This window comes from Achromobacter sp. FW305-C-13, assembly GCF_058783475.1.
On the sequence record NZ_JBYSYN010000003.1, the window covers coordinates 566,482 to 592,457 of the forward strand.

At 64.7% G+C, this 25,976-nt stretch carries 25 protein-coding genes; 8 read left to right on the plus strand and 17 right to left on the minus strand.

The genetic code is table 11. The features are described 5' to 3' along the window. Window positions 1–9: 9 nt before the first annotated feature. The 14 genes from AC3WMU_RS21525 to fdxA all read right to left on the minus strand — a co-directional run bounded on the left by AC3WMU_RS21525 (window position 10) and on the right by fdxA (window position 13,785). Window positions 10–423 carry an ASCH domain-containing protein gene (locus tag AC3WMU_RS21525; protein WP_006223789.1) on the minus strand — a complete coding sequence of 138 codons (414 nt, stop codon included), beginning with the start codon at window positions 421–423 and terminating at the stop codon, window positions 10–12. Further along, entirely contained in the window at window positions 405–2,558 is a 2,154-nt protein-coding gene (locus tag AC3WMU_RS21530; RefSeq protein ID WP_006223790.1) for a phosphocholine-specific phospholipase C, read from the minus strand. Before AC3WMU_RS21530 ends, AC3WMU_RS21525 begins: the two co-directional genes overlap by 19 nt. Before the next feature lie 82 nt (window positions 2,559–2,640). Beyond that, window positions 2,641–3,486, minus strand: coding sequence for a branched-chain amino acid aminotransferase (locus AC3WMU_RS21535; protein WP_280025919.1), 846 nt, complete (start codon window positions 3,484–3,486; stop codon window positions 2,641–2,643). Window positions 3,487–3,572: 86 nt separating this feature from the next. Continuing rightward, complete coding sequence (locus tag AC3WMU_RS21540; protein ID WP_492282960.1) at window positions 3,573–4,595, minus strand: ABC transporter substrate-binding protein; 1,023 nt, start codon at window positions 4,593–4,595, stop codon at window positions 3,573–3,575. Between the two features lie 113 nt (window positions 4,596–4,708). Beyond that, the gene (locus AC3WMU_RS21545; RefSeq protein WP_006223793.1) at window positions 4,709–5,692 is read right to left on the minus strand and encodes a branched-chain amino acid ABC transporter permease; all 984 of its coding nucleotides are present in this window, start codon (window positions 5,690–5,692) and stop codon (window positions 4,709–4,711) included. After that, on the minus strand, window positions 5,689–6,576 hold the full coding sequence (locus tag AC3WMU_RS21550; protein WP_006223794.1) for a branched-chain amino acid ABC transporter permease: 888 nt from the start codon (window positions 6,574–6,576) through the stop codon (window positions 5,689–5,691). The genes AC3WMU_RS21545 and AC3WMU_RS21550 overlap by 4 nt, the downstream gene beginning before the upstream one ends. 97 nt (window positions 6,577–6,673) lie before the next feature. Beyond that, a complete protein-coding gene (locus AC3WMU_RS21555) occupies window positions 6,674–7,888 on the minus strand; it encodes an ABC transporter substrate-binding protein (protein ID WP_006223795.1) in 1,215 nt (404 codons plus the stop codon). 61 nt (window positions 7,889–7,949) lie between these two features. Beyond that, entirely contained in the window at window positions 7,950–8,660 is a 711-nt protein-coding gene (locus tag AC3WMU_RS21560) for an ABC transporter ATP-binding protein (protein ID WP_006223796.1), read from the minus strand. Further along, a complete protein-coding gene (locus tag AC3WMU_RS21565; protein WP_006223797.1) occupies window positions 8,657–9,430 on the minus strand; it encodes an ABC transporter ATP-binding protein in 774 nt (257 codons plus the stop codon). The genes AC3WMU_RS21560 and AC3WMU_RS21565 overlap by 4 nt, the downstream gene beginning before the upstream one ends. A gap of 353 nt (window positions 9,431–9,783) precedes the next feature. After that, window positions 9,784–10,419 carry an endonuclease III gene (gene nth, locus AC3WMU_RS21570; RefSeq protein ID WP_006223798.1) on the minus strand — a complete coding sequence of 212 codons (636 nt, stop codon included), beginning with the start codon at window positions 10,417–10,419 and terminating at the stop codon, window positions 9,784–9,786. Further along, window positions 10,416–11,060, minus strand: a complete 645-nt coding sequence (gene rsxB, locus AC3WMU_RS21575; protein ID WP_492282961.1) for an electron transport complex subunit RsxB — start codon at window positions 11,058–11,060, stop codon at window positions 10,416–10,418. Before rsxB ends, nth begins: the two co-directional genes overlap by 4 nt. A gap of 112 nt (window positions 11,061–11,172) precedes the next feature. Next, entirely contained in the window at window positions 11,173–12,399 is a 1,227-nt protein-coding gene (locus AC3WMU_RS21580; RefSeq protein ID WP_280025639.1) for a polyhydroxyalkanoate depolymerase, read from the minus strand. Window positions 12,400–12,611: 212 nt separating this feature from the next. Next, complete coding sequence (locus AC3WMU_RS21585; protein WP_088587967.1) at window positions 12,612–13,412, minus strand: ferredoxin--NADP reductase; 801 nt, start codon at window positions 13,410–13,412, stop codon at window positions 12,612–12,614. A 49-nt stretch (window positions 13,413–13,461) separates the two neighbouring features. Continuing rightward, window positions 13,462–13,785, minus strand: a complete 324-nt coding sequence (gene fdxA / locus AC3WMU_RS21590) for a ferredoxin FdxA (protein WP_006218015.1) — start codon at window positions 13,783–13,785, stop codon at window positions 13,462–13,464. 156 nt (window positions 13,786–13,941) lie between these two features. Here fdxA and pncB point away from each other — a divergent pair, with 156 nt between their 5' ends. Beyond that, complete coding sequence (gene pncB / locus AC3WMU_RS21595; protein WP_006223802.1) at window positions 13,942–15,117, plus strand: nicotinate phosphoribosyltransferase; 1,176 nt, start codon at window positions 13,942–13,944, stop codon at window positions 15,115–15,117. 72 nt (window positions 15,118–15,189) lie between these two features. Continuing rightward, the gene (locus tag AC3WMU_RS21600; protein WP_006223803.1) at window positions 15,190–15,540 is read left to right on the plus strand and encodes a RidA family protein; all 351 of its coding nucleotides are present in this window, start codon (window positions 15,190–15,192) and stop codon (window positions 15,538–15,540) included. 81 nt (window positions 15,541–15,621) lie between these two features. On the opposite strand, the gene AC3WMU_RS21605 is transcribed toward AC3WMU_RS21600, so the two are convergent. Together AC3WMU_RS21605 and AC3WMU_RS21610 are read right to left on the minus strand one after the other, a co-directional pair. Then, window positions 15,622–16,131, minus strand: coding sequence for a flavodoxin family protein (locus AC3WMU_RS21605; RefSeq protein ID WP_492282962.1), 510 nt, complete (start codon window positions 16,129–16,131; stop codon window positions 15,622–15,624). Next, complete coding sequence (locus tag AC3WMU_RS21610) at window positions 16,128–16,961, minus strand: M90 family metallopeptidase (RefSeq protein ID WP_006223805.1); 834 nt, start codon at window positions 16,959–16,961, stop codon at window positions 16,128–16,130. Before AC3WMU_RS21610 ends, AC3WMU_RS21605 begins: the two co-directional genes overlap by 4 nt. Before the next feature lie 120 nt (window positions 16,962–17,081). Here AC3WMU_RS21610 and AC3WMU_RS21615 point away from each other — a divergent pair, with 120 nt between their 5' ends. Further along, window positions 17,082–19,376: a RelA/SpoT family protein gene (locus AC3WMU_RS21615; RefSeq protein ID WP_492282963.1), complete on the plus strand. Its 2,295-nt coding sequence runs from the start codon at window positions 17,082–17,084 to the stop codon at window positions 19,374–19,376. Between the two features lie 41 nt (window positions 19,377–19,417). Here AC3WMU_RS21615 and AC3WMU_RS21620 read toward each other — a convergent pair whose 3' ends face one another. Continuing rightward, a complete protein-coding gene (locus AC3WMU_RS21620; RefSeq protein ID WP_006223807.1) occupies window positions 19,418–20,731 on the minus strand; it encodes an MFS transporter in 1,314 nt (437 codons plus the stop codon). Window positions 20,732–20,865: 134 nt separating this feature from the next. On the opposite strand from AC3WMU_RS21620, the gene argE reads away from it, so the two are divergent. The 5 genes from argE (at window position 20,866) to AC3WMU_RS21645 (ending at window position 25,909) form a co-directional block, all read left to right on the plus strand. Further along, a complete protein-coding gene (argE, locus tag AC3WMU_RS21625; RefSeq protein ID WP_088587970.1) occupies window positions 20,866–22,017 on the plus strand; it encodes an acetylornithine deacetylase in 1,152 nt (383 codons plus the stop codon). 127 nt (window positions 22,018–22,144) lie between these two features. Then, window positions 22,145–23,344 carry a tryptophan synthase subunit beta gene (gene trpB / locus AC3WMU_RS21630; RefSeq protein WP_006223809.1) on the plus strand — a complete coding sequence of 400 codons (1,200 nt, stop codon included), beginning with the start codon at window positions 22,145–22,147 and terminating at the stop codon, window positions 23,342–23,344. A 3-nt stretch (window positions 23,345–23,347) separates the two neighbouring features. Then, window positions 23,348–24,211: a tryptophan synthase subunit alpha gene (gene trpA / locus AC3WMU_RS21635; RefSeq protein ID WP_280025615.1), complete on the plus strand. Its 864-nt coding sequence runs from the start codon at window positions 23,348–23,350 to the stop codon at window positions 24,209–24,211. A 35-nt stretch (window positions 24,212–24,246) separates the two neighbouring features. Further along, complete coding sequence (gene accD, locus AC3WMU_RS21640) at window positions 24,247–25,125, plus strand: acetyl-CoA carboxylase, carboxyltransferase subunit beta (protein WP_006223811.1); 879 nt, start codon at window positions 24,247–24,249, stop codon at window positions 25,123–25,125. 235 nt (window positions 25,126–25,360) lie between these two features. Then, complete coding sequence (locus tag AC3WMU_RS21645; RefSeq protein ID WP_006223812.1) at window positions 25,361–25,909, plus strand: acyloxyacyl hydrolase; 549 nt, start codon at window positions 25,361–25,363, stop codon at window positions 25,907–25,909. Window positions 25,910–25,976 lie beyond the last annotated feature (67 nt).

The window sequence follows — 25,976 nt, forward strand, 5'->3', positions numbered from 1 at the left end:
CGGCTTTTTTTATCTGTCGAACACCTCGACCACGCGGAAGCGTTCGCAGACCAGCATCATGTCCGGCGCATAGCCGCCGTTGCGCTCGAAGTAGGCGATGTGCGCGTCCCGCCAGACATCGTAGGGGCCTTCGCCCTCTGCCAGCGCGAACGCTTCATCCACCTGCTCAAAGCGCTGGATCAGCACGCTGGTGGTCTCGATGACGCAAGCGGGCCGGCCCTTGCCGTCCAGCACCACGTCGCGCCGCCCGGTCGCAGGCACGGGTTCCTTGTCGTTGAAGTGATGCAGGGCACCGCAGGTCGCCGTCTTGGTGCCGGCCAGCACCAGCGCCAGCAGTTCGTCGGCCAGCTCGGGCGAGTCGCCGAACTGGAATGTCACGGCGTTTTCGTAGGGGGCCGGGGGTTTTACGCTTGGGGTGTCCATTGCAGAGTCAGCTCCTCGCCCATTTCAGGGTCGGACGTGGAAGGGGCGCCGGTTTCGATGCGTCCGGCCAGCCGGCGCGTACAGGCGGGGTCGTCGGGGACATGCACGGTGACGTCATACCAGCCGCCCGTGCGGGTCAGGTCCCACGAGAGTTCGACGGATTCGCCAGGCGCCAATGCGGCGCCGGTTTGTGGCGGGTGGCGGTAGGCATTGGGATCGACACGGAACGTGCGCGGTTCGGGGCCGGGGTTATGCACCGTCAGCCGCAGGGAAGCGCCGGGTCCGGCATAGGCGGCGGTGACGTCCAAGGGCGGCACCGCCCCGGCTACCGAGCGCCCCGTGCAATGGCGATGGAACCCGTTCGGCCCCAGCACCCACAGGTCGTAACGGCCGTCATCGCCGGCCGTCAGCCATTCACCTTCCAGCCGCTTGCCGGCTTCCACGGTGTAGCGGCGCGGGCCGCGGTCCAGATGCAGCCGGTCGTAGACATGCAGTACCGCGGCGGCCGCGCCGACGTTCTCGAATTGCAGCGTGACGCGGTCGCCGTCTACCCGCGCGTGGGTATGCAGCGCATAAGGCAGTGCGCGAGAGGGACGCGTGCCGGATTGCTGGCGAGCCAGCGCCGGTTGCGCGGGAGCAGGGGGCGTCACGGTGCCGGGCAGGGCGGAGGCTTGCGCAGCCCGCTCGGCCGTGGCGGGAAAGTCACGCAGCAAGTCGGCGCCATCCGGGTTGGCGAAATCGAAGATCGACGTCAGGTCGCCGCAGACGGCGCGGCGCCAGGGCGAGATATTCGACTCGGCCACGCCGAAGCGCTGCTCGACGAAACGCAGCACCGACGTGTGGTCGAACACTTGCGAATTGACCCAGCCGCCCTTGGTCCACGGCGACAGCACGTACATAGGCACACGCGGCCCCAGCCCGTAGACGCCGTGCAGATGCGCAGGCGTGTCGTCCTTTTCCACCCCGGTGATGAGCTCGTGGTATTCGCCGCGGGTGTCCACGGTGGACGCGCCGGCCAGGGCGCCCGTGGCGTCGCGCGACGGTGGAGCGGGCGGCGGCATGTGATCGAAGAAGCCGTCGTTCTCGTCGAACATCAGCAGCAGGACGGTCTTGCTCCAGACCTCGGGATTGGCGGTCAGCGCATCCAGGACGCGGGCCGTATAGTCCGCGCCTTGCGCGGGGCTGGACGGGCTGGGATGTTCGGATCCCGCCTTGGTGGCGCAGATCCACGACACCTGCGGCAGCGAGCCGTTCAGCACGTCCTGGCGCAACCGGTCCAGGCTACGGGTCGTCAGCGCCTTTTCCTTCAGCGCGGCAAGCGATCCCGGCACCCCGTGGTAGGCATCGCGATACGCTTTGAACCCGGCGGTGGGATTCAGCGAGTAGTTGTCCGCCATGTCCTGGTAGATGCGCCAGCTGACGCCAGCGGCTTCCAGCCGTTCCGGATAGGTGGTCCACGTGTAGGCACGGGCGGGGTCTCCGCCCTTGAGCTTGTTGTAGACGTTGCCCAGCGCCGGGCCGTTGCCGCGCCCGGCGCCATCGTTCGTGCCGCTCCACACGAACAGCCGGTTCGTGTTGGTGCCACCGGTGAATGAGCAGTGGTAAGCGTCACAGATGGTGAAGGCGCGCGCCATGGCGTACTGGAAAGGCATGTCGGCCTCGGTGTAGTACGCCATCGAATGGTTCTTCTTGGCCGCGGGCCAGCGGCCCATGCGGCCAGCTTCCCAGGCATCCTGGGCGTTGGACCAGGTGTGCGGCGTGCTGGCGATGCGCAAGGTCTCGAAGGCTTCACGCGTGTCCAGGTGATAGGGCAGCACGGTGCGCGGAGCGCCTTCGTCGGGCTTGTCGTTGTATTGCGCCCAGACGGTGCGGTGGCGGGCCTCAGGGCTATCCGGCACGGGGATGGGGAATCGGTCGCCAAAGCCGCGCACGCCCGCCAGGCCACCGAAATAATGGTCGAACGAACGGTTCTCCTGCATGAAGATCACGATGTGTTCGACATCGCGGATCGTGCCGGTACGGTGGTTGGCGGGAATCGCCAGCGCGCGGCGGATGGAGGCCGGCAGCAGCGCCAGCGCACTGCCGGCGCCTGCCAGGGTTGCGCTGTTGCGCAGGAAGTCGCGTCGTGTCTGCATCGTCGGGCATCGCTTGAATACGACACTGCCCGCGAGAGAGCGGGCAGTGTCATGGGTGTGCGGGAGGGGGGGCGGCGCCGGTTCAGCGGCTGCCGGTGCTTTCCGCGTAGTCCATGTACAGCTTGTGTGCGCGGCGGGCCAGCGGGCCATATTCCAGCGCACGGCCTTCCACGCGGTTCACGTGCACCACCTTGCCGTAGTTGCCGGACGAGAACACTTCGTCGGCCTCTTCGACGTCGGCGCGGGTCAGGCTGCGTTCCTGCACTTCGACGCCGTCTGCCTTCAGCAAGGCCAGGACGCGGCGGCGCGTGATGCCGTTCAGGAACGTGCCGTTGTCCACGGGCGTGGACACCACGCCGTTCTTGGCCAGCCACAGGTTGCTGGTGGCGAATTCGGCGATGTTGCCCGCGCCGTCCAGCATGATGGCGTTATCGAATCCTTTTTCCGCGGCTTCACGGATGGCGCGCTGGCCGTTGGGGTACAGGCACGACGCCTTGGCGTCGGTGGGCGCCATATTGGGCCAGGAACGCGCAAAGCTGGAGAAGCAGGCCGAGAAACCTTGCTCGCCGGGCATAGGCACCTTGAATACGTGCAGCACGAATTGGGTCTTGTCGGCATCCGGCAGCAGGAAGCCGTCGGCGCAGTAGAACATCGGCTTGATATAGAGCTCGGTGCCGGCCGGGAACTTGGCCACAGCTTCCAGGCACAGCTTCTGGATCGCTTCCCAGCCGATCTGCGGCTTCATCAGCATCTTTTCAGCCGAGCGCACGACGCGCTGGCAGTGCAGGTCCAGGTCGGGCGTCAGGCCGCGGAACGCGCGCGCGCCGTCGAAGACCATGCTGGCCATCCAGAAAGCGTGGTCGGCGGGGCCGAGCAGTTTGGGGTTCTCGGTGGTCCAGTGACCGTTGTGCCAGTACAGGGCATCCATGTTCATCTTCCTTTGCTTGAATCGGGTAGGCGCTTCTTCGGCGCCGAAACGTCAGGATACATGAGGCGGCGGCTGCGTTCGGTCCGTCACTCGCGCGCAAGCGCTGCCTGGACGCGATCGGCGGCTTCCGCCGGCATCCATTGCCGCCAGACGGGGCCGTACTGCTTCAGGAAATAGCGGGCCGCGTCCTCGGGTTCCTTGCCTTCGTTCTCCAGCCAGCCCAGGGTGGCGTTGATGGCGTCGTCGGGTACGGTCAGCTTGCCCAGGAACTCGGCGATCCGGGGCGCTTCCTTGGCGAACGCCGCGTTCACGCCCGTGACGACGGGGTTGGGCTTGAACTCGGTGGCGACCGGATTGGCGCACTTGGGATCGGTCATGCAGGTGTAGGCTGCCTGGTCGAAGGCGGGCAATTCCAGCTTGACCAGGTCCAGCGCGCCCACCAGCGACGTGGGAGTCCAGTAGTAGAAGACGATGTTGCGCTTGCGCTTGTAGGCCGACACGATGGCCGCCTTCTGCGCCGCGCCCGAGCCGGGCGCGAATAGCGAGTAGTCCTTGTCCAGTTTCAGGGCGCGCAGCAGGTTGTCGTTCAGGGTGCCGCAGGCCCAGCCGGCGGGGCAGCCGTAAATGCGGCCGCGGCCCGGGTCTTCGGGGTCGGTGAACACGTTCTTGAAGCGCGCCAGATCGGACGCGGCCTTCAGCTCCGGGTGGCGTTCGACGGTGTAGCGGGGCACATACCAGCCTTCGCCGGCGTCGTACACGTGACCCACGCCCAGCACCTTGCCGCTGGCCAGCGCCTTTTTCCAGGCGCCCTCGATCTGGCCGGGCCACACTTCGGGCGTCACGTCGACGTCGCCGCGTTGCAGCGCCGCCAGCATGGGCAGCGTTTCGCCGATTTCGACCGTGGTCTTGCAGCCGTAGCCGTGTTCCAGCACATAGCGTTCAATGCCGGCCAGCACCAGGTTGGACTCCCAGTTCAGGCCGCTGAAGCGGATGGGCCGGTTGACTTCGCAGGTGGGGGCGGGCGACGCCGCTTGGGCGGCCGGGGCCAGGAGGGCCGCGGCCAGCGCCAGGGCGCCGATGACGGGGGCGAGCGGATGCGGATTGCGCATGGTCAGGCACCTGTGTGATGGGGTGCGTTTTATTGTACGGGTGCTTGGCCGCAGGCCAAACGCAAACGGGGCCGCATGGTGCGGCCCCGTTCGGGTGGCAAAACGTACGTGGGTCAGGCGCGGGCGGCGCGCCGGCGTTCGATGAAGGCGCCGAATTCGCCCACGATGCCGCGGCGGAAGGCCAGCACGCAGATCACGAAGATCAGGCCGATCACGATGGTGACGGATTCCCCCAGGCGCAGGAACCAGTCCACGCCGGTCAGGTTGGCCATCATCTGGCCGAAATCGCCCACCTTGTTCTCCAGTAGCACCACGATGAACGCGCCCAGGATCGGGCCCGTCAAGGTACCGAGCCCGCCGATCAGCGTCATCAGGATGACCAGCCCCGACATCTGCCAGGTGGCGTCCGACAAGGTGGCCGACACGAACACCAGCGTCTTGGTGGCGCCGGCCAGGCCGGCCAGCGCGGCCGACAGCACGAAGGCCAGCAGCTTGAAGCGGTCGACGTCGTAGCCCAGCGAAATGGCGCGCGGCTCGTTTTCGCGCAGCGCCTGCAACACTTGCCCGAAGGGCGAGTTCACCGTGCGCCAGATGATGAAGTAGCCGATGATGAAGATGGCCATCACCAGGTAGTACAGGTTGATGTCCTTGGACAGGTCGACCAGCCCCAGCAAAGTGCCGCGCGGCACGCTTTGCAGACCGTCTTCGCCGCCGGTGAACTTGGCCTGCAGGAAGAAGAAGAACACCATCTGCGCCAATGCCAAGGTGATCATGGCGAAGTAGATGCCGCTGCGCCGGATGGCGATGGCGCCCATCGCCAGGCCCAGCAGCGCCGCCACGCCTACGCCGAACAGCAGGCCGATTTCGGTGGGGAAACCCCAGACCTTCATCGCATGGCCGGCGGCATACGCCGCGCTGCCCAGGAAGGCGGCGTGCCCGAAGGACAGCAGCCCGGTAAAGCCCAGCAGCAGGTTGAACGCGCAGGCGAAAAGCGCGTAGCACATGATCTTCATGGCGAAGATCGGATACACCCCGAGAAAGGGTAGAGCGGCCACCACGACGGCCAGGACCGCATAGCCCAGGAGTTGACGATTCATTTTTCTTTTCCGAACAGCCCGGCCGGGCGGATCAACAGAACGATGGCCATGATGATGAACACCACGGTGCTGGAGGCTTCGGGCCAGAACACCTTGGTCAGTCCTTCAATCACGCCCAGGCCCAGACCGGTCACGATGGCGCCCATGATGGACCCCATGCCCCCGATCACGACCACGGCGAACACGACGATGATGAGGTTGGACCCCATCAGCGGGGAAATCTGCAGGACGGGCGCAGCCAGCACGCCGGCAAAGCCCGCCAGCGCCACGCCGAAGCCATAGGTCAGCGTGATCATGCGGGGCACGTTCACGCCGAAGGCCTCGACCAGGCGCGGGTTTTCGGTGCCGGCACGCAGCAGGGCGCCCAGGCGGGTGCGTTCGATCACGAACCACGTGGCCAGGCACACGACCACCGACGCCGCCACGACCCAGCCGCGATAGTTCGGCAGGATCATGAAGCCCAGGTTGGTCGCGCCGCGCAAGGCCTCCGGCGTGGGATAGGGTTGGCCCGACACGCCGTAGAAGCTGCGGAACAGCCCCTCGATCAGCAGCGTCAGCCCGAAAGTCAGCAGCAGGCCATACAGGTGGTCGAGCTTGTAAAGGTGCTTGAGCAGCAATTTCTCGATCAGGATGCCGAATAGCCCGACGACCAACGGCGCCAGGATCAGCATGACCCAGTAGTTCAACCCCAGGTACGACAGCCCCATCCAGGCGATGAACGCGCCCAGCATGTAAAGCGCGCCGTGCGCGAAGTTGATGACGTTCAGCAGCCCGAAGATAACGGCCAGCCCGAGCGACAACATGGCATAGAAGGAACCGTTGACCAGGCCCAGTAATAGCTGGCCGAACAAGGCCTGTATAGGGATGCCGAAAAGGTCAGTCATCTTGTGAAAATCCTGCGCGTACGGATGGAAGCGAGCAAATGCAAGGTGCGGCGGCGGCTTGCGCCTGGCCGCACCTCGGGGTCACATAAGCTGGTGATTACTTCTTGACCAGCTTGCAGGTGGACTCGGACAACTTGGTGTAGACCTCGTCGCCCGGCAGCGTCGCCACGACCTTGTAGTAGTCCCACGGTGCCTTGGATTCGGCCGGGGTCTTGACCTGCATCAGGTACATGTCGTGGATCATGCGGCCGTCTTCGCGCACGTAGCCGCCCTGGGCGAAGAAGTCGTTGATCTTGTTGGACTTCATCCACTTCATGACGGCGTCGCCGTCGTCCGTGCCGGTGGCCTTGACCGCGTTCAGATAGAAGGTGAGGGCGGAATAGTCGCCGGCCTGCAGCATGGACGGCTTGCGGCCGACCTTGGCTTCGAACTTCTTGGACCAGGCGCGCGAAGCGTCGGATTGGTCCCAGTACCAGCCGTCGGTCAAGTACATGCCCTGCGTGGCCTGCAGGCCCAGCGCGTGCACGTCGTTGATGAAGACCAGCAGGCCCGCCATCTTCATGGTCTTGGTCACGCCGAATTCATTGGCGGCTTTGATCGCGTTGATGGTGTCGCCGCCCGCGTTGGCCAGACCCAGGATCTGCGCCTTGGAGGCTTGCGCTTGCAGCAGGAAGGACGAGAAGTCCGAGGCGCCCAGCGGCGCCCGCACCTGGCCTCTCACATCGCCGCCGGCGGCCTTGACGACCGCCATGGTGTCACGCTCCAGCGCATGGCCGAAGGCGTAGTCGGCGGTCAGGAAGAACCAGCTCTTGCCGCCGTCCTTCACGACGGCGGAACCGGTGCCGCGCGCCAGGGCCACGGTGTCGTAGGCATAGTGCACGGTGTAGGGCGAGCATTGGGCGTTGGTCAGGTCCGAAGCGCCCGCGCCGATGGCCATGAAGGGCTTCTTCTTGGCGGCGGCCACGCCGGCCATGGCCAGGCTGGTCGACGAGTTCGTGCCGGCGATAATGACGTCGACCTTCTGTTCGTCGAACCATTCGCGCACGCGGGCCGACGCGACGTCGGCCTTGTTCTGGTGGTCGGCCGAGACGACTTCGATCTTCTTGCCGTTGATCGAGCCGCCGGCGTCTTCGATCGCCATGCGGATCGCGTCCAGACCAGCCTTGCCGTCGATGTCGGAATACACGCCCGACATGTCGGTGATGAAGCCGATGCGGATGACATCGTCGGAGATACCTTGCGCATGGGCGGTCGCCCCTGCAAATCCCAGGCCCGCCATGGCCAGTGCAGCAGTGATAGTGTGCAGCTTCATGGGATGACTCCTCTTCCCTACGGTGTAGTGTTGCCGGGGTTCCGGCGGATGACAGGTTGTTTTAGACGCCCAGCAATTCGTTGAGCGTGTCCTGTTTTTCTGAAAGTTCTGCCGCTTCGAAATGCTCGACGATCTGGCCGTGCTCCATGACATAGAAGCGATCGGCCAGGGGAGCCGCGAAGCGGAAGTTCTGCTCCACCATGACGATGGTGTAGCCGCGCTGCTTGAGCGTCGTGATCATGCGGGCCAGCGCCTGCACGATGACCGGCGCCAGGCCTTCGGAGATTTCGTCCAGCAGCAGCAGGTTGGCGCCGGTGCGCAGGATGCGCGCCACCGCCAGCATTTGCTGTTCGCCGCCCGACAAGCGCGTGCCGGGTGAATTCCGGCGCTCTTGCAGGTTGGGGAACATGTCGTAGATCTCGGCCAGCGACATGCCGCCGCCCAGCGAGCCCACGACAGGGGGCAGCAGCAGGTTTTCTTCGCAAGACAGGCTGGCGAAGATGCCGCGTTCTTCAGGGCAATAGCCCACGCCCAGATGGGCGATCTTGTAGGTGGGCAGGTCGATGGCTTCGGTGCCGTGGATGCGCACCGAACCCTTGCGCGATCCGGTCAGGCCCAGAATGGCCCGCAGCGTCGTGGTGCGGCCGGCGCCGTTGCGGCCCAGCAGCGTGACGACTTCGCCTTGCCCTACGCGCATATCCACGCCGTGCAGGATGTGCGATTCCCCGTACCAGGCTTGCAAGCCCGAGATTTCCAGTGCCGGGGTGCTCATGCGTGCGCTCCTTGAAGTTCGCCGTCGGTGGTGCCCATGTAGGCTTGCATCACGGCCGGGTGGCGCGAGACTTCGGCGTACGTGCCCTCGGCCAGCACCGAACCGCGCGCCAGCACGGTGATGGTGTTGGCAATGGAGGACACGACGTTCATGTTGTGTTCGACCATCAGGATGGTGCGCCCGGCGCTCACGCGCTTGATCAGCTGCGTGACGCGGTCCACGTCTTCGTGGCCCATGCCCTGGGTGGGCTCGTCCAGCAGCATCAGTTCGGGTTCCATCGCCAGGGTCGTCGCGATTTCCAGCGCGCGCTTGCGGCCATACGGCAGGTTCACCGTGGTTTCGTTCGCGAAGGCGCCCAGGTCCACCTGTTCCAGCAGCGCGCGAGCAGGCTCGTTCAGCGCAGCCAGGCGTTTGTCGCTTTGCCAGAAATGGAACGACAGGCCGGTCTTGCGCTGCAAGCCGATCCGCACGTTTTCAAGCACGGTCAGGTGGGGAAACACCGCCGAAATCTGGAACGAGCGGATAACGCCGCGCCGCGCGATTTGCGCGGGGCGATCGCCGGTGATGTCGATGCCGTTGAACTTGATCGTTCCCGACGTGGGAGATAAGAACTTGGTAAGCAGGTTGAAGCAAGTCGTCTTGCCCGCGCCGTTAGGCCCGATCAAGGCATGAATCTCGCCCCGCTTGATACGCAAATCGACCCCATTGACCGCGACGAATCCGCGGAACTCCTTGGTGAGGCCTTTTGTCTCCAGGATTGTGTCATCCATGTCCGCTGCACCGGCGTTGATTTTTATGGTCTCAACCCGCCGTGATTTCGACAGGCCCCCCGCGGGGTCGTGAAATACAACGATTGTTCGTTGTTTTCCGATGAGTTGCCGGCGAGTATGCGGACCTCTTTATCAAAATTCCATGAGGGTTTTACATAGGTTTTGCAGTGCGGCATGTTGAATTGTCAACAGGCCGACAATACTTGGCGCACAAGGCGGGAAAACCCTTTTCTTATCCAATGCGTTGCAGCAAATAGGCGTTGATTCTTATCAACGCCTTATGCAAATTTCATCGAGGGAAAACCCGGTTTTTCACGCGATGAAATGATTCCGCAATATTCGGAATGCCGCGTTCACGCTGGCGTTTTCTGTTTGAATTCGCACAGGTCGGAAATGCCGCATTGCGGGCATTTCGGTTTGCGCGCCACGCAGACGTAGCGGCCTTGCAGGATCAGCCAGTGATGGGCGTCCTGCATATATTCGCGTGGTACGAACTTCACCAGTTTCTCTTCGACTTCCAGCACGTTCTTGCCGGGCGCGATGCCGGTGCGGTTGGACACGCGGAAGATGTGCGTGTCCACGGCCATGGTCGGCTGGCCGAACGCAGTGTTCAGCACCACGTTGGCCGTCTTGCGGCCCACGCCGGGCAGCGACTCCAGCGCCTCGCGGGTCTGCGGCACTTCGCCGCCATGGTGCTCGATCAGGATCCGACAGGTGGCGATCGTATTCTTGGCCTTGGTGCGGTACAGGCCGATCGTTTTGATGTAGTCGGACAGGCCTTCTTCGCCCAGGTCCAGCAGGGCCTGGGGCGTGCCGTACTGCGGGAAGAACTTGCGCGTGGCGATGTTGACCGACTTGTCGGTCGCTTGCGCCGACAGCAGTACCGCAATCAGCAATTGGAACGGAGTGTCGTATTCCAGTTCGGTGGTGGGGTGGGGGTTGGCCGCCTGCAGGCGGGCGAAGATCTCACGGCGTTTGGCTGCGTTCATGACTGCGTCGGATTGCGGCGGGCCCGGGCGCGGGCCAGCGCGGATTCAATGGCGGAGCGCTTGCGGTCTTCGCTTTGCGCGTCGTCGGCGGCGGCCTGAACTGGAGATGCCTGAGCGGGAGCTTCCGGCGCCATCAGGCGCGCGTTGTCAGCCGCCAGGCGTTCGGTGCGCGCCAGGTGGTTGCGATGGCGCTGCCGGCTGACGGCGGCGTCCTGCGCGCTCCAGGCGCGCCCGGCGGGGACCATCTGGATGCAATCCACCGGACAGGGCGCCACGCACAGGTCGCAGCCCGTGCACCAGTCGGCCAGCACCGTGTGCATGTGCTTGTTCGCGCCCACGATGGCGTCGACCGGACAGGCCTGGATACACAACGTACAGCCGATGCAATGGGATTCGTCGATGCGCGCGACCAGCAGCGGGCCGGGTTCGCCGCGTTCCAGGTCCAGCGGCAAGACGGGGGTCTGCAGCAGGGCGGCCAGCGCGGTGATGCCTTCGTCGCCGCCAGGCGGGCAGCGGTTGATCGGGGCTGCGCCCTCGGCAATGGCGTCGGCATAGGGCCGGCAGCCGTCATAGCCGCACTTGGTGCATTGCGTCTGGGGCAGCAAGGCGTCGATGCGGTCGGCAAGTGAGCGACAGGACATGTAAGGCCAATAAAAGAAAAAGGGGCCACTCGGGCCCCGTGGAATACGGATCTGGCTTGAGGGCGCGCGGGCCGGGCCCGCGCGTCACCTGCCGGTCGGCGCTATGCCGTCGTCAAGCCGATTGCCGGATGAATTCGGCAATTTTAGGACAGATCATTTCGCGCCACCGGCGGCCCGAGAAAATCCCGTAATGGCCGCAGTTGGGCGCGGTGTAGTGCATTTTGCGCTCGGCCGGGATGTTCTTGCAGAGCTTGATGGCTGCGCGCGTCTGTCCCTGGCCCGAAATATCGTCCAGCTCGCCTTCGATGGTGAAGAGGGCGACCTGTTTGATATCGGCCGGGCGCACGGTCTGGCCGTCCACTTCCCAGGTGCCGCTGGGCAGCGCGAAGTCCTGGAACACCATGCGGATCGTATCCAGGTAGAACTCGGCCGGCATGTCCAGCACCGCGTTGTATTCGTCGTAGAAGCGGCGATGCGCTTCGGCGTCGCTGTCGTCGCCGCGCAGCAAGTCCAGGTAGAACTCGTAGTGCGACTTCATGTGGCGGTCGGGATTCATGGCCATGAACCCGGCATGCTGCAGGAAGCCCGGGTAGACCTTGCGGCCGGCACCCGGATAACGGGGCGGGACCGGGTGGATCACCTGGCTTTCAAACCACGAATAAGGTTTGGTCGTGGCCAGGCGGTTCACCTGCGTGGGCGACTGGCGCGGATCGATGGGGCCACCCATCATCACCATGCTGCGCGGCTGGCAGGGATCGTTGGCGGTCGCCATCAGCGACACGGCGGCCAGCACCGGCACGGTGGGCTGGCAAACCGAGATCACGTGCACGTCCGGGCCCAGGTGCCGGATGAAATCCTGCACATAGCGCACGTAGTCATTCAAGTGGAACGGGCCCGCCGACAGCGGCACCATGCGGGCGTCGACCCAGTCCGTGACGTAGACGTCATGGTTGGGCAGGAGGGCGCGCACGGTATCGCGCAGCAGCGTGGCGTGGTGACCGGACAGCGGGGCAACCAGCAGCACCTTCGGGTCGTCGCGGCCGGCGGCGCGCACGTCGCGGTGGAAGTGCACCAGGCGGCAGAAGGGCTTATCGAGCGCCAGGGTTTCGGTGACGCGAACGGACTTGCCGTTGATCTGGGTCTCGGGAAGATTCCAGGCGGGCTTCTGATATTCCTTGCCGATCCGCGTCATCAACTCGTACCCGGCCGCCATCTGGCGGGAAATCGGGGTGTAGGCGAGGGGACTGTAGGGGCTGGAGAACAGCTGGGAACCGGCATCCGTGAATGCAGCGAACGGAGTCAGGAAGGCGCGCTGCATTTCGTGCAATTGGTACAGCATTTGGGGGAAGTCCTTCTGGGTCGTGCGTGTGCCCCGATTATTGCGCCGAGGACTAAAGATATATCCAATCAGCCTGAAGAAACTGCCGCAAAGACCGGGATTCTGTTGCTAAAAAGAGACCCGTCATCCCATTAAGCACCAGTTTAGGGCGTTTTCCTGCCCCGGCCAGAGCCCAAACGGAGGATTTATGCACTAAGCCGGGTCGTGCGGGATCACCAGTAATTCTCAACCGCCAGGTTGCCGGGGATGCCCCGGCGGCCCGGCTTGAAGCCGCGTTCACCCAGCAGCTTGCGGGCATCCGCCAGCATTTCGGGGTTGCCGCAAAGCATGATCTTGGCGTGTTCGGGGTCCAGCGGCTGCCCGGCCAGCCTTTCCAGCTGGCCATCGGCGATCAGCGTGGTCAGGCGCGCCTGGGGCATGCCCGGCAGGGCTTCGCGGGTGGCGATGGGCAGGTAGACGAGCTTTTGCGGGTCGGCCGCGAACAGCTCGGCCAGCTCGGGCCGTGTGCCCCAGGACTCAATCTCTTCGCGGTAGGCCAGCTCCGCCGCGGTGCGCACGCCATGCACCAGGATGATGCGGCGGTAGGCGCGCCAGGTGGCGGGGTCGCGCAGGATGGACAGGTAGGCGGACAGCCCGGTGCCGGAGGCCAGCAGCCAGAGGTCGCCGCCCGGGGCGAAGCGTTCCAGCGTCAAGAAGCCGTAGGGCGTTTTTTCCACGTACAGCGCGTCGCCCGGTTGCAGCTGCGCCATGCGCGGGCTGAACAGGCCGTCGGGGACCACGATGGAATAGAACTCCAACCCGGACTCGTGCGGGGCCGAGACCATGGAATAGGCGCGCCACAGGGTGGGCGGGCCGTCTGGGTCGTCCGCCCCGGGTAAACCGACCCGGGCGAACTGGCCCGGCAGGAACGTATACGCATCGTCGCGCGTCACGCGCACCGAGAACAGCTTGTCGGGCACCCAGGTATGGATCTGGGTTACGGTCTGGCGCGTGTATTTGGAGTCGTCGGTCATCGGGGCATCGCACGATGCCGGCCGCCATGCGGCAGCCGGCCGTCGCGGATTATTTTTCCAGGTATTGCAGCTTGTCCTGCTTGCCATTCCAGTCGTCGGCGTCCGGCAGGGGCTTCTTGGCGCGGCTGATGCTGGCGAACTCGGGAGAGAGTTCGGCGTTCAGCGCGATGAAATTCAGTTGGTCTTGCGGCACGTCTTCTTCGGCGTAGATCGCATTGGCCGGGCATTCCGGGATGCAGACGGCGCAATCGATGCATTCGTCCGGATCGATCACGAGGAAGTTCGGACCCTCACGAAAACAGTCCACCGGGCACACATCAACGCAATCGGTGTACTTGCACTTAATACAGTTTTCGGTGACAACGTGGGTCATTCAGGAACTCCGGGATCGGCGGCTTTTGTGTCTTGTTGCCCGGATTTTACCCAATGCGGGCGGGATGTGCCGGTAATACCCGTATTGACATCGTGGCCCATCGCCCTGAACCCCCTGTCCTCTATGCTATGGTGTCGCGAAACGATACGCGCAATCATGATAATCACTTCGCTGCTCGACACCGATCTGTACAAATTCAGCATGATGCAAGTGGTGCTGCATCAATTCCCCGCTGCACAGGTCGAGTACCGTTACAAGTGCCGCACCGTGGGCGCCGACTTGCGCCCCTATCTGGATGAAATCCGCGAAGAAGTGCACCAATTGTGCCAGTTGCGCTTCACGCAGGACGAACTGGATTACCTGGGCGGCTTGCGTTTCATCAAGAGCGACTTCGTTGATTTCCTTGGGCTGTTCCACATGCCCGAGCGCTGCATCCACATCAGCGAAGGCGACGCGCCCGGCGAGATCTCGATCGAGGTCAAGGGCCCGTGGCTGCACACGATCCTGTTCGAGATCCCGGTGCTTGCCATCGTCAACGAGGTCTACTTCCGCAACACGCGCAAGAATCCCGACTGGGAAGAAGGCCGCCAGCGCTTGCAGTCCAAGATGCACTTGGTGCTGGACGACCCCGCGCTGGCCGATTTCCGCGTGGCCGAATACGGCACGCGCCGCCGCTTCTCGAAAGTCTGGCACCAGGAAGTCGTGTCCACCATGAAGGCGCAGATGGGGCCGCACTTTGCCGGCACCAGCAACGTGCTGCTGGCCAAGCAGCACGAAGTGCTGCCGCTGGGCACGATGGGCCATGAATACCTGCAGGCCTGCCAGGCCCTCGGCCCGCGCCTGCGCGATTCCCAGGTGTACGCGCTGGAAGTCTGGGCCAAGGAATACCGCGGCGACCTGGGCATCGCGCTGTCCGACGTCTACGGCATGGATGCCTTCCTGCGCGACTTTGATATGTATTTCTGCAAGCTTTTCGACGGCGCGCGCCACGACTCCGGCGACCCCTTCGTCTGGGGCGAGCGTCTGCTGGAACACTACCGGAAGAATCGCGTGGACCCCCGCGCCAAGACCCTGGTGTTCTCGGATTCGCTGACGTTCCCGCGCGCGATTGAACTGGCCCGCCAGTTTGCCGGGCGTTGCAAGGTGTCGTTCGGCATCGGCACCAACCTGACCAACGACCTCGGCCATGAACCGCTGCAGATCGTCATGAAGATGGTCCGCTGCAACGGCCAGCCCGTGGCCAAGGTGTCCGACGCGCCTGAAAAGACCATGTGCGACGATCCTGCCTACCTGGCATATCTGCGCCAGGTGTTCCAGCTGCCCCCCGCCTGAGGGCGGCTCGGGGTAAATTGCTGGTTTCCTTGTATTGATCCACCCACCCAACTCGACTCTAGGGGAATATTCATGAGCAGCATCAAGCGCTTCCACGTCGCCAAGCGCCTGTCGGACATGGCCGTGTACAACGGCGTCGCGTACCTGGCAGGCCAGGTGCCTGACGATGCCAAGCTGGACATCACCGGCCAGACCGAGCAAGTGCTGGCGACGATCGATCGCCTGCTGGCCGAAGCCGGCACCGACAAGACCAAGATCCTGATGGCCCAGATCTACGTGGCCAACATGAAGGAATTCGACGGCATGAACAAGGCATGGGACGCATGGGTCGCCGACGGCAATTCGCCTCCGCGCGCCACGGTCGAAGCCCGCCTGGCCAACCCGGACTTCAAGGTCGAAATCGTCGTGACGGCCGCCGTCTAAGCGATATCCGCCTGCAAGCAAAAAGCCCTTCGGCATGCCGAAGGGCTTTTTCTTTTTGGCACGGCGACCGCGCGCAACCCATCATCCCCCCATCAGCACCATCCCCGCCAGCAATCCCCCCAATTCCTCGCACCTAGCCAGGTCTTCCTCGCGCACCGTCTTCTCTGCCCAGATCTGTTCGGCCGTCTGCGCACCCATGTTGACGATCAGCGCCGGCGCCACAGCCTTCAGCCGCCAGCCGGTGCAAATCCGTTCAACCTGCCGTGCTGCGCCCGAGCCGTCGCTGCCCGCGCTGATCGCGCAGCCGTAGGGCAGGCCCTGGATCCGGTCGAGCACGGCATAGTAGTTGCGGTCGAAGCATTCCTTCATTTCGCCGCTCAGGCTGGCCAGGTTCTCCGGCGCGCAAAACAGGTAGCCCTGGCTTGCCAGCAGGATGTCGGCGTCGACCTCCGAGGCGCGCCGCAGCACGACGCGCAGCGCGTCGGCCTGCTCCAGCTGCGTGGCGGCCGCGACGGCGCCCCGGGCGGCGGCCTCGGCCATCTGCCGGGCCGCGCCCGTGCGCGAATGCCAGGTGATCAGCAGCTGCTTCATGCGTAGCGTTCCAGGGTGTCCTGCCGGTAGTACGCTCGCAGCAAGCCATACCATTCGGGCAGCGCCTGCTGCATGGGGACGGGATCCACGAAGAAGTGCTCCGAGCTGACGGCGAAGAATTCCGCCTCGTCGGTGGCGGCGTACGGGTCCATCGGCAGTTGCCCATACCAGGCGTCCGCTTCCTCACTTTCCGGGTCCACGTCGTGCGGGATGGCCGCCTCGACCGCGTCCAGCGCGGCGATGAAGCGGTCCAGGCTGTCGTCCAGCACCTGCCGCCAGACTTTCGGCTTCAGATCCGGGTGCGCAGCCAGCGACGGCATGCCGTCCGCAAAGCCCGAGCGCAGGTCCAGCTTGTGGGCGAATTCATGAATCACCACGTTGAAGCCGCCTTCGGACAACTGCGTGTCTTCCCAGGACAGCACCAGCGGGCCGCCTTCCCAGGCTTCGCCGGCTGCGTCCTCGATGTATTCGTGGACCACGCCGTCGTCGTCCTGGCGCGAACGGGGAATGCGGAAGCTGGCGGGGTACACGATGATCTCGTCCCAGCCCTCATACAGTTCGGGCGCCAGGTTCAGGATGGGCAGGCTGGCCTGCGCCGCGATGGACAGGCGCATGAAGTCCGAGACCTCCAGGCCCTGCGCGCCATTGATGGTCTTGCTGGCCAGCAGCCAGGCCGACCGCGCCAGCAACTGAGCGGATTCGTCGGCGTTCAACGCCGCCAGGAAGGGGTGGGCATCCAGCACCTGCCGCCAGAGTTCGGGCGAGATCCGGGCCTGCATCTCGGCCACTTCGGAGGCGCGGGCGCCCCGGCCCTTGAGCCAGCGCAACATAAGCTTCGGTTCCTTCTATATACCGGGAGACGGTGGGGCATTCAGTGCTAACAGGCCCTAGGGCTAATAGGCCCTAGTGTAGAGTGTCGGGATATCAACCCGCTACGCACGACGCCCTTCATGTCCGCCCCGCCTGTTATCGACGCGCCTTCGCCTTTCGACGCTTCCTGGCGGCAGGAGGTAGGGGCGGGCCTGGACGCCGACGGCATGGCGCTGATTGACCAGGCAGTTGCCTGGGCCATCCCCCGTTTTGAAGGGCAACAGGCGCTGACGGGCGAACCGTTGGCCAGCCACGGCGCCGGCGTCGTCCGCATCCTGGCGGCCTTGCATACCGACGCCGCCACGCGCGCCGCAGCGCTGCTGGCCGCCTTGCCTACTGACTTGATGGCGCCCGCGCCGGCCTTGCGCAACGACCCCGTTGCCACGGCGTTCGGCGCCGAGGTCGCACGCCTGGTCCAGGGTACCCGCGCGCTGCTGCGCCTGGGTGTGGTGGCCCGCCAGGCCAGCGATGCCGAGGCTGAAAGCGGCTCGCAAAAGGAAATGCAGCGCAAGATGCTGCTGGCGATGGCGGCCGACCTGCGCATCGTGCTGATGCGCCTGGCCTCCCGGCTGCGCACGCTGCGCTGGCACGCCGAAAGCAAGGCTCCGTGCTCCATCGCCTTTGCGCGCGAAACGCTGGACCTGTACGCGCCGCTCGCCAACCGCTTGGGCATCTGGCAGATCAAATGGGAAATGGAAGACCTGGCCTTCCGCTTCCTGGAACCCGACCGCTACAAGCAGATCGCCCGCCTGCTGGAAGAAAAGCGCGTCGAGCGCGAGGCCTTCATCGCCGGCGCCATCGACCGCCTGCAGACCGCCTTGTCCAAATCCGGCATCGAGGCCGAGGTCAGCGGCCGGCCCAAGCACATCTACAGCATCTGGAACAAGATGCGCGTCAAGCGCCTGGACTTCGCCCAGATGTACGACCTGCGCGCCTTGCGCGTCATCGTCGAGGACGTGCGCGCCTGCTATACGGCGCTGGGGCTGGTGCACGAGATGTGGACGCCGCTTTCCGACGAGTTCGACGATTACATTTCGCGGCCCAAGCCCAACGGCTATCGATCGCTGCATACGGTCGTGGCGGACGACGACGGCCGGCCGTTCGAAGTGCAGATCCGCACGCGCGAAATGCACCAGTTCGCCGAATACGGCATGGCTGCGCACTGGCGCTACAAGGAAGCCGGCGCCAAGGGCGGCCAAGTGGCGGCCTCCAGCGAATACGACCGGCAATTGGCGTGGATGCGCCAATTGCTGGCCTGGAACAGCGATGTCGAAGGCGGCGCCGAACCGGGCGCGGAAACCGCCAAACCGGAAGCCGCCAAACCCGCCGCCGGCAAGTCGGGTCCGGGCAAGAACCGCAACGTGGTGACGGCGCCCGCGCATACCGACGAACGCATCTACGTGCTGACGCCGCAGGCGAGGGTGATCGAACTGCCCGCTGGTGCCACGCCGGTGGATTTCGCCTATCACCTGCACACCGACCTGGGCCACCGCTGCCGCGGCGCCCGTGTCGACGGCCAGATGGTGCCGCTGCAGACGCGGCTGTCCACGGGGCAGACCGTCGAGATCATTTCCGCCAAGTCGGGCGGACCGTCGCGTGACTGGCTTAACCCCCAGTTGGGGTTCCTGGCCAGCCCGCGGGCGCGCGCCAAGGTGCGCATGTGGTTCAACGCCATCGAGTTGCAGCAGCGCATCACCCAAGGGCAGGCGCTGGTCGAAAAGGAATTGCAGCGGCTGGGCAAGACGGCCGTCAATCTGGAGCAATTGGCGCAGAACCTGGGCTTTGCCCGCGCCGACGACCTGTACGTGGCGGCGGCCAAGGAAGAGTTCAGCCTGCGCCAGATCGACAGCGTGTTCCAGCAGCCGGCGCCGGCCGTCGAACCGCAACCGGCGGCGCTGCGCCACGCCAGTGCGGGCAGCGCCGAGAAAAGCGGTAAGAGCGGCGTGCTGGTGGTGGGGGTGGGGTCGCTGTTGACGCAGCTGGCGCGCTGCTGCCGCCCGGCGCCGCCGGACGCCATTGCCGGCTTCGTCACGCGGGGGCGCGGCGTGTCCATCCACCGCAGCGATTGCCACAGCTACCTGGCGCTGGCGGCGCGCGAACCTGAACGCGTGATCGAAGTGGCCTGGGGCGAGACCTCGGATACCTTCTATCCCGTGGACATCAGCGTGCGCGCGCACGACCGCTCGGGCCTGCTGCGCGACCTGTCCGAAGTCTTTGCGCGGCTGCGCTTGAATGTCGTGGGCGTGAATACGCAAAGCAAGCAGTCGCTGGCCCACATGGTGTTCACGGTGGAAGTGCGCGGGGGCGAATCGCTCGCCCGCGCGCTGGACGCCTTGGCCGAAGTGGCCGGTGTGTCCTCGGCGACGCGCCGTTAGGACAAAGCCCCCAGGGCCGGACGGCCGTGGGGGAGGTGGCCTTAGTGGTCCAGGTTCTCGTGCGCGCGTTCGCGCATGAAGAACGAGGCAACGAGACCCAGCGCTACGCCGAACATCACGTAGTAGGCAGGGGCCATCGGCGAACCCGTGGTCTTGATCAGCCAGGTCACGATGAACTGCGCGAAGCCGCCGAAGATCATCACCGCCACGTTATAGGCCAGCGACAGGCCCACGGAGCGCACGCGCGCCGGGAACAATTCCGCCATCACCGTGCTGAACACGCCGAAGAAGGCCGACACGAAGAAGCACACCACGATCTGCACCGTCAACAGGCGGCCGATCGACGGCGCGTCCGACAGCCAGTAGTACAACGGGTACAGCACGATCAGGTAACCGATCAGCGAACCGATCACCAGCGGACGGCGGCCGATGCGGTCCGACCAGGCGCCCATGAACGGGGTCATCAGCACCATCAGCGCCGCGCCGGCCATCTGCACCATGAAGGTGTCTTTCATCGGCAGCTTCAGGATCTGCGTGGAGTACGTCACCAGATACGTGAAGGTAATGTAGATGGACACCGTCGCGGTCACGACCAGGCCCACGCCGATCATCGTTTCGCGCGTGTGGGTCTTGACCATCTGCACCAGGCTCAGGCGCTGCACTTCACCGCGCGCGGCGGCCTGGCGGTCTTCTTCCTGCATCTTCTTGAAGACTTCGGTTTCGTCGATGTTCTTGCGGATATAGATCGCGATGGGAACAATGACCAGGCCGAAGGCGAACGGAATGCGCCAAGCCCAGGCGGCGATCTGTTCCTGCGTGAAGAACTCGGTGATCAGCGTGCCGCAAGCCGCGCCGATCAAGAGCGCCAGCATCTGGCCGGCCATCTGCCACGACCCGTAGAAGCCGCGTTTGCCGTTGGGGGCCATTTCGATCAGCAGCGCCGTCGACGTGCCGAATTCACCGCCCGCCGAGAAGCCCTGCAAAAGGCGCGCGATCAGGATGAAGATCGGGGCCAGGATGCCGGCGGCGTGGTAGGTCGGGGCAACCGTGATCAGTGCGATCGACACGGCCATCAGCGAGGTCACCATCACCATCGCGGCCTTGCGGCCCTTCTTATCGCCGTACATGCCCAGGATGATGCCGCCCACTGGCCGCATGAAGAAGCCGACGCCGAAGATCGCGGTCGTCATCAGGATGGCGTTCAGTTCGCTGCCGGGCAGGTTGGGGTCGGTGGGGAAGAACAGCTTGGCGATGATCGGCGTCATGAACGCGAACACCAGGAAGTCATACCATTCGAGGGCGTTGCCTATCACTGCGGCCACGATGTTGCGTGTGGGAACTGCTTTGTGCTGCACGGTTTCTCCTTGGGGGTATTTTCCAATCCGGGCGACATTCTAGGCGCTTAACCCGTGAACGGTGGGTAAGGCCGTCCAAGACGCGGGCGCTTCCTGGCTTTACACTTGCCGTTTTCCCCCAAAAGAGAAGTGACATGAACGCGCGCACCTGGCTGGAAACGCTGGTGGGTTTCGATACCACCAGCCGCAATTCCAATCTTGCCCTGATCGAAACCGTCCGCGATTGGCTCAAAGGCCAGGGCGTCGATGCGTGGCTGGCGCACAACCCCGAGCGCACCAAGGCCAACCTGTTCGCCACCCTGCCTGCGCAGGATGGCAACCAGCAGGGCGGCATCGTCCTGTCGGGCCACACCGACGTGGTGCCCGTGGATGGCCAGGACTGGAGCACGGACCCGTTCAAGCTCGTCGAGAAAGACGGGCTGCTCTATGGGCGCGGCAGCTGCGACATGAAGGGGTTCATTGCCGGCTCGCTGGCGCTGGTGCCGGAATTCCTGGCCATGCCGCGCAAGAAGCCGATCCACCTGGCGTTCTCCTATGACGAGGAAGTCGGCTGCGCGGGCGCGCCGTACATGCTGGCCGACCTGCTGGAACGCGGCATCCGCCCCGAGGGCTGCGTGGTGGGTGAACCCACCGGCATGCAGGTGGTCGTGGCCCACAAGGGCATCAATCTCTTCCGCTGCAAGGTGCATGGCAAGGCGGCGCACTCGTCCTTGACCCCGCGCGGCTGCAACGCCATCGAATACGCTGCCCGCCTGATCTGCCGCATCCGCGATCTGGCCGACAGCTTCAAGGCCAACGGCCCGTACGACCAGTTCTACGACGTGCCGTTCTCGACCATGACCACCAATCAGATCCGGGGCGGCATCGCGGTCAATACCATCCCCGAACTGTGCGAATTCACCTACGAATTCCGCAACCTGCCGGGCATGCAACCTGACGAGATCCAGGCCGAAGTCGAAAAATACGTGCGCGATGAGCTCTTGCCGCGCATGAAGGCCGAATTCGACGGCGCCAGCATCGAAATCGAAACTGGCGCGGCTGCCCCCGCCCTCGAAGCCTCGGAAGAAGCCGCCATCACCCAGCTGGTGCGCGCGCTGACTGAAGACCGCACCACCCGCAAGGTGGCCTACGGTACCGAAGCCGGTCTGTTCCAGGGCATCGGCATTCCCACGGTCGTCTGCGGCCCCGGCCACATCGAACAGGCCCACAAGCCCGACGAATACGTCGCCCTGGACCAGATGGCCTCGTGCGAGACGTTCCTGCGCCGCCTGGGCCAATCGCTCTAAGCGCCGTCGGGGTGCAGCCAGGGCAGGGGCTTCCCACCCTGGCCGCGCCCGGCTCAGGTAAAATGACGGGTTGCAAACCGGATTTGCGGCCGGCAGTGGTCTGTCGCGATACCGGGGGAGATGCTTGGTGAAACCTTACGACTTTCCGGATGCCAAGGGCCATTTCGGCCCTTATGGCGGTGTTTTCGTGGCGGAAACGCTAATGCACGCGCTCGACGAGCTGCGTGCCGCCTATGACCATTACCGTGTCGATCCCGCCTTCCTGGAAGAGTTCAACTACGAACTCAAGCATTTCGTCGGCCGGCCCAGCCCGGTCTACCATGCCCGCCGCTGGTCGGACCTGCTGGGCGGCGCGCAGATCTGGTTCAAGCGCGAAGACCTGAACCACACCGGCGCGCACAAGGTGAACAACTGCATCGGTCAGGCCCTCCTGGCCAAGCGCATGGGCAAGCCGCGCGTCATCGCCGAAACCGGCGCCGGTCAGCACGGCGTGGCCACGGCCACGGTGGCGGCCCGCTATGGCATGGAATGCGTGGTGTACATGGGCAGCGAAGACATCCGCCGCCAGGCGTCGAACGTCTACCGCATGAAGCTGCTGGGCGCCACGGTGGTGCCGGTCACTTCGGGTTCGCGCACCCTGAAGGACGCGCTGAACGAAGCCATGCGCGACTGGGTCACCAACATCGAAAACACGTTCTACATCATCGGCACGGTAGCGGGTCCCGACCCCTATCCCCGCATGGTGCGCGACTTCCAGACCGTCATCGGCAACGAATGCCTGACGCAGATGCCTGAAGCCATCGGCCGCCAGCCCGACTACGTCGTGGCGGCTGTGGGCGGCGGCTCGAACGCCATGGGCATCTTCCATCCCTACATCCCCTATGAAAACGTGCGCCTGATCGGCGTCGAAGCCGCGGGCGAGGGCATGGACAGCGGCAAGCACGCCGCATCGCTGGCCGCCGGCCAGGTGGGCGTGCTGCACGGCAACCGTACCTACGTCATGCAGAACGCCGATGGCCAGGTCCAGGAAACGCATTCCGTGTCCGCAGGCCTGGACTACCCCGGCGTCGGCCCCGAGCATGCCTGGCTGAAAGACACGGGCCGCGCGGAATACGCGGGGATCACCGACGATGAAGCCCTGAAGGCGTTCCACGACTGCTGCCGCATCGAAGGCATCATGCCCGCGCTGGAGTCGTCCCATGCCATCGCGCAGGCCGCGAAGATGGCTCCCACGCTGCCGCGCGACGCCGTCATCCTGGTCAACTTGTCGGGCCGTGGCGACAAAGACATGCATACCGTCGCCGAACGTGCTGGTATCGAGCTCTAACACATGACAACTCGCACTGATCGCATCGCCGCCGCCTTTGAGCGCACCGCCGAATCCGGCCGCGCCGCGGCGCTGATTCCGTATATCGCGGCAGGCGACCCGTCGCCCGCCGCTACCGTTCCCCTGATGCACGCGCTGGTCGAGGCCGGCGCCGACGTGATCGAACTCGGCGTGCCGTTTTCGGATCCCATGGCCGACGGCCCGGTGATCCAGCGCGCCGCCGACCGCGCCATCGCGCAGGGCGTGGGCCTGACCCGCGTGCTGGAACTGGTGGCGGAATTCCGCCAACGCGACACCACCACCCCCGTGGTGCTGATGGGTTACGCCAACCCGATCGAGCGCATGGGCCAGACGGCATTTGCCGTCAACGCCGAACGCGCGGGCGTGGACGGCGTGCTGGTCGTGGACTACCCGCCTGAAGAAGTCATCGAGTTCGCCGCGACCTTGGGCGAACACGGCATTGCCCCCATTTTCCTGCTGGCTCCCACCTCCACCGAGGCCCGGATCCAGGCCGTGGCGGAAGTGGCGCGCGGCTACGTGTATTACGTGTCGCTCAAGGGCGTTACGGGCTCGGGGTCGCTGAATACCGACGACGTCGCTGAACGCGTGGCCGTCATCCGCCGCCACGTGCGCAACATCCCGGTGGGCGTCGGCTTCGGCATCCGCGATGCGGAAAGCGCCCAACGCGTGGCGCGCGTGGCCGATGCGGTCGTCATCGGCAGCAAACTGATTGAAACGATGGAGCAGGCGGTGGCTGACGCCCCGGCTGCCCAAAAAACCGACGCTGCAGTCACCGCCGCCAGCGGCTGGCTGCGCACCATCCGGCTCGCGCTGGATCAAGTAAAACGAGAAAACGCGTCGGCCTGAACGGCGGGCGCGACCTCACACGGGATGAAATATCAATGAGCTGGATCGAAAAACTCCTGCCTCCTCGCATCAATAAGACCAGCGACAGCGGCGCCCGCCGCGTGCCCGAAGGCCTTTGGGTGAAATGCCCGTCGTGCGAATCGGTGCTGTACAGCGAAGACTTGGCGGCCAATCTGCATGTGTGTCCCAAGTGCGACCATCACATGCGCATCGGCGCCCGCGCCCGCATCGATTCGCTGCTGGACATGGAAGGCCGCGTCGAAATCGGCCAGACCACGCGTTCCGTGGACACGCTGAAGTTCAAGGACACCCGCAAGTACCCCGAGCGTCTGCAAGAGGCCGTCAAGCAAACCGGTGAAACCGATGCGCTGGTGGTCATGAGCGGCTCGATCCGCGGCGTGCCGGCGACGCTTGCCTGCTTTGAATTCGAATTCATGGGCGGGTCCATGGGCTCGGTGGTGGGCGAGCGCTTTGCGCGCGGCGCCCAGGCCGCCCTGGACAACAAGACGCCGTTCATCTGCGTGGCTGCCTCTGGCGGCGCGCGCATGCAGGAAAGCCTGCTGTCCCTGATGCAAATGGCCAAGACGAACGCCATGCTCACGCGCCTGTCGGCGGCGGGCCTGCCATTCATCAGCGTGCTTACCGACCCCACCATGGGCGGCGTGTCGGCCAGCTTCGCCTTCATGGGCGACGTGGTCATCGCCGAACCCAAGGCGCTGATCGGCTTTGCCGGCCCGCGCGTGATCGAACAGACCGTCCGCGAGAAGCTTCCTGAAGGCTTCCAGCGCGCCGAGTTCCTGCTGCAGAAGGGCGCGATCGACATGGTCGTAGACCGCCGCCAGTTGCGCGAGGAAATCGCCCGCCTGCTGGCGCTGTTGACCAACCAGCCAGCGGACGTCGTCACCGCCGTCTGATTCGCTTCGCCGCGTCAAAAAATGCCGCCGTCAGCTTGGTGCTGGCGGCGGCATTTTCGTTGTTGGTCAGACGCATAATTGTTGTGCGGCAGGCCGGATCTTGTATCGGGTGTGACCACGTTTTTCGGAACAGTGTTTTCCACCTCGAATTGTTGCCATATTGCGACAATAGCCAAGCCATGTGGCCCGGATTTTGATATGTTGCCGGTTAGACCAGAATTCTACGGAGTTACCTATGCTGTCGACCAAGAAGAAAATGCTTACCTGCCTTATCGGTCTGGCGCTTGCCGGCGCCGCCACCGTGGCCAGCGCGCAATCGTCCGAGGGCACGCAAGGCGGGGTCAGTATGCATTACGGCATCGGCGACCATTATCAGCGCTTCACGCTGAACTACGAAACCCCCTCTGTCTGGACCCACCAGTTCGGTGGCAACTGGGGCCGTCTGGACCTGACGCCTGAGCTTGGCGCATCCTACTGGTGGGCCGACGGTTCGCGTTCGCCGGGCCATGTCTGGCAGTTGAACGCCATTCCGATGTTCCGCTGGTGGACGGGCGAGCGCTTCTACCTCGAGGCCGGCATTGGCGCCACGGTGTTCTCCAGCACGCGCTTCGCCAACGAGAACATCAGTACCGCCTTCCAGTTCGGCGACCACGTCGGCATGGGCTTCCTCCTGACCCCGAACAACCGTATCGGCGTGCGCTATTCGCACTTCTCCAACGCCAGCATCAAGCGCCCGAACCCGGGTCTGGACCTGGTCCAGCTGACCTACACATACCAGTTCTGAGCCTAGCTCGGCTGCAATCTTGAAGCCCTCGATCACGAGGGCTTTTTTTCGCCCTGTGGTTCTTGCC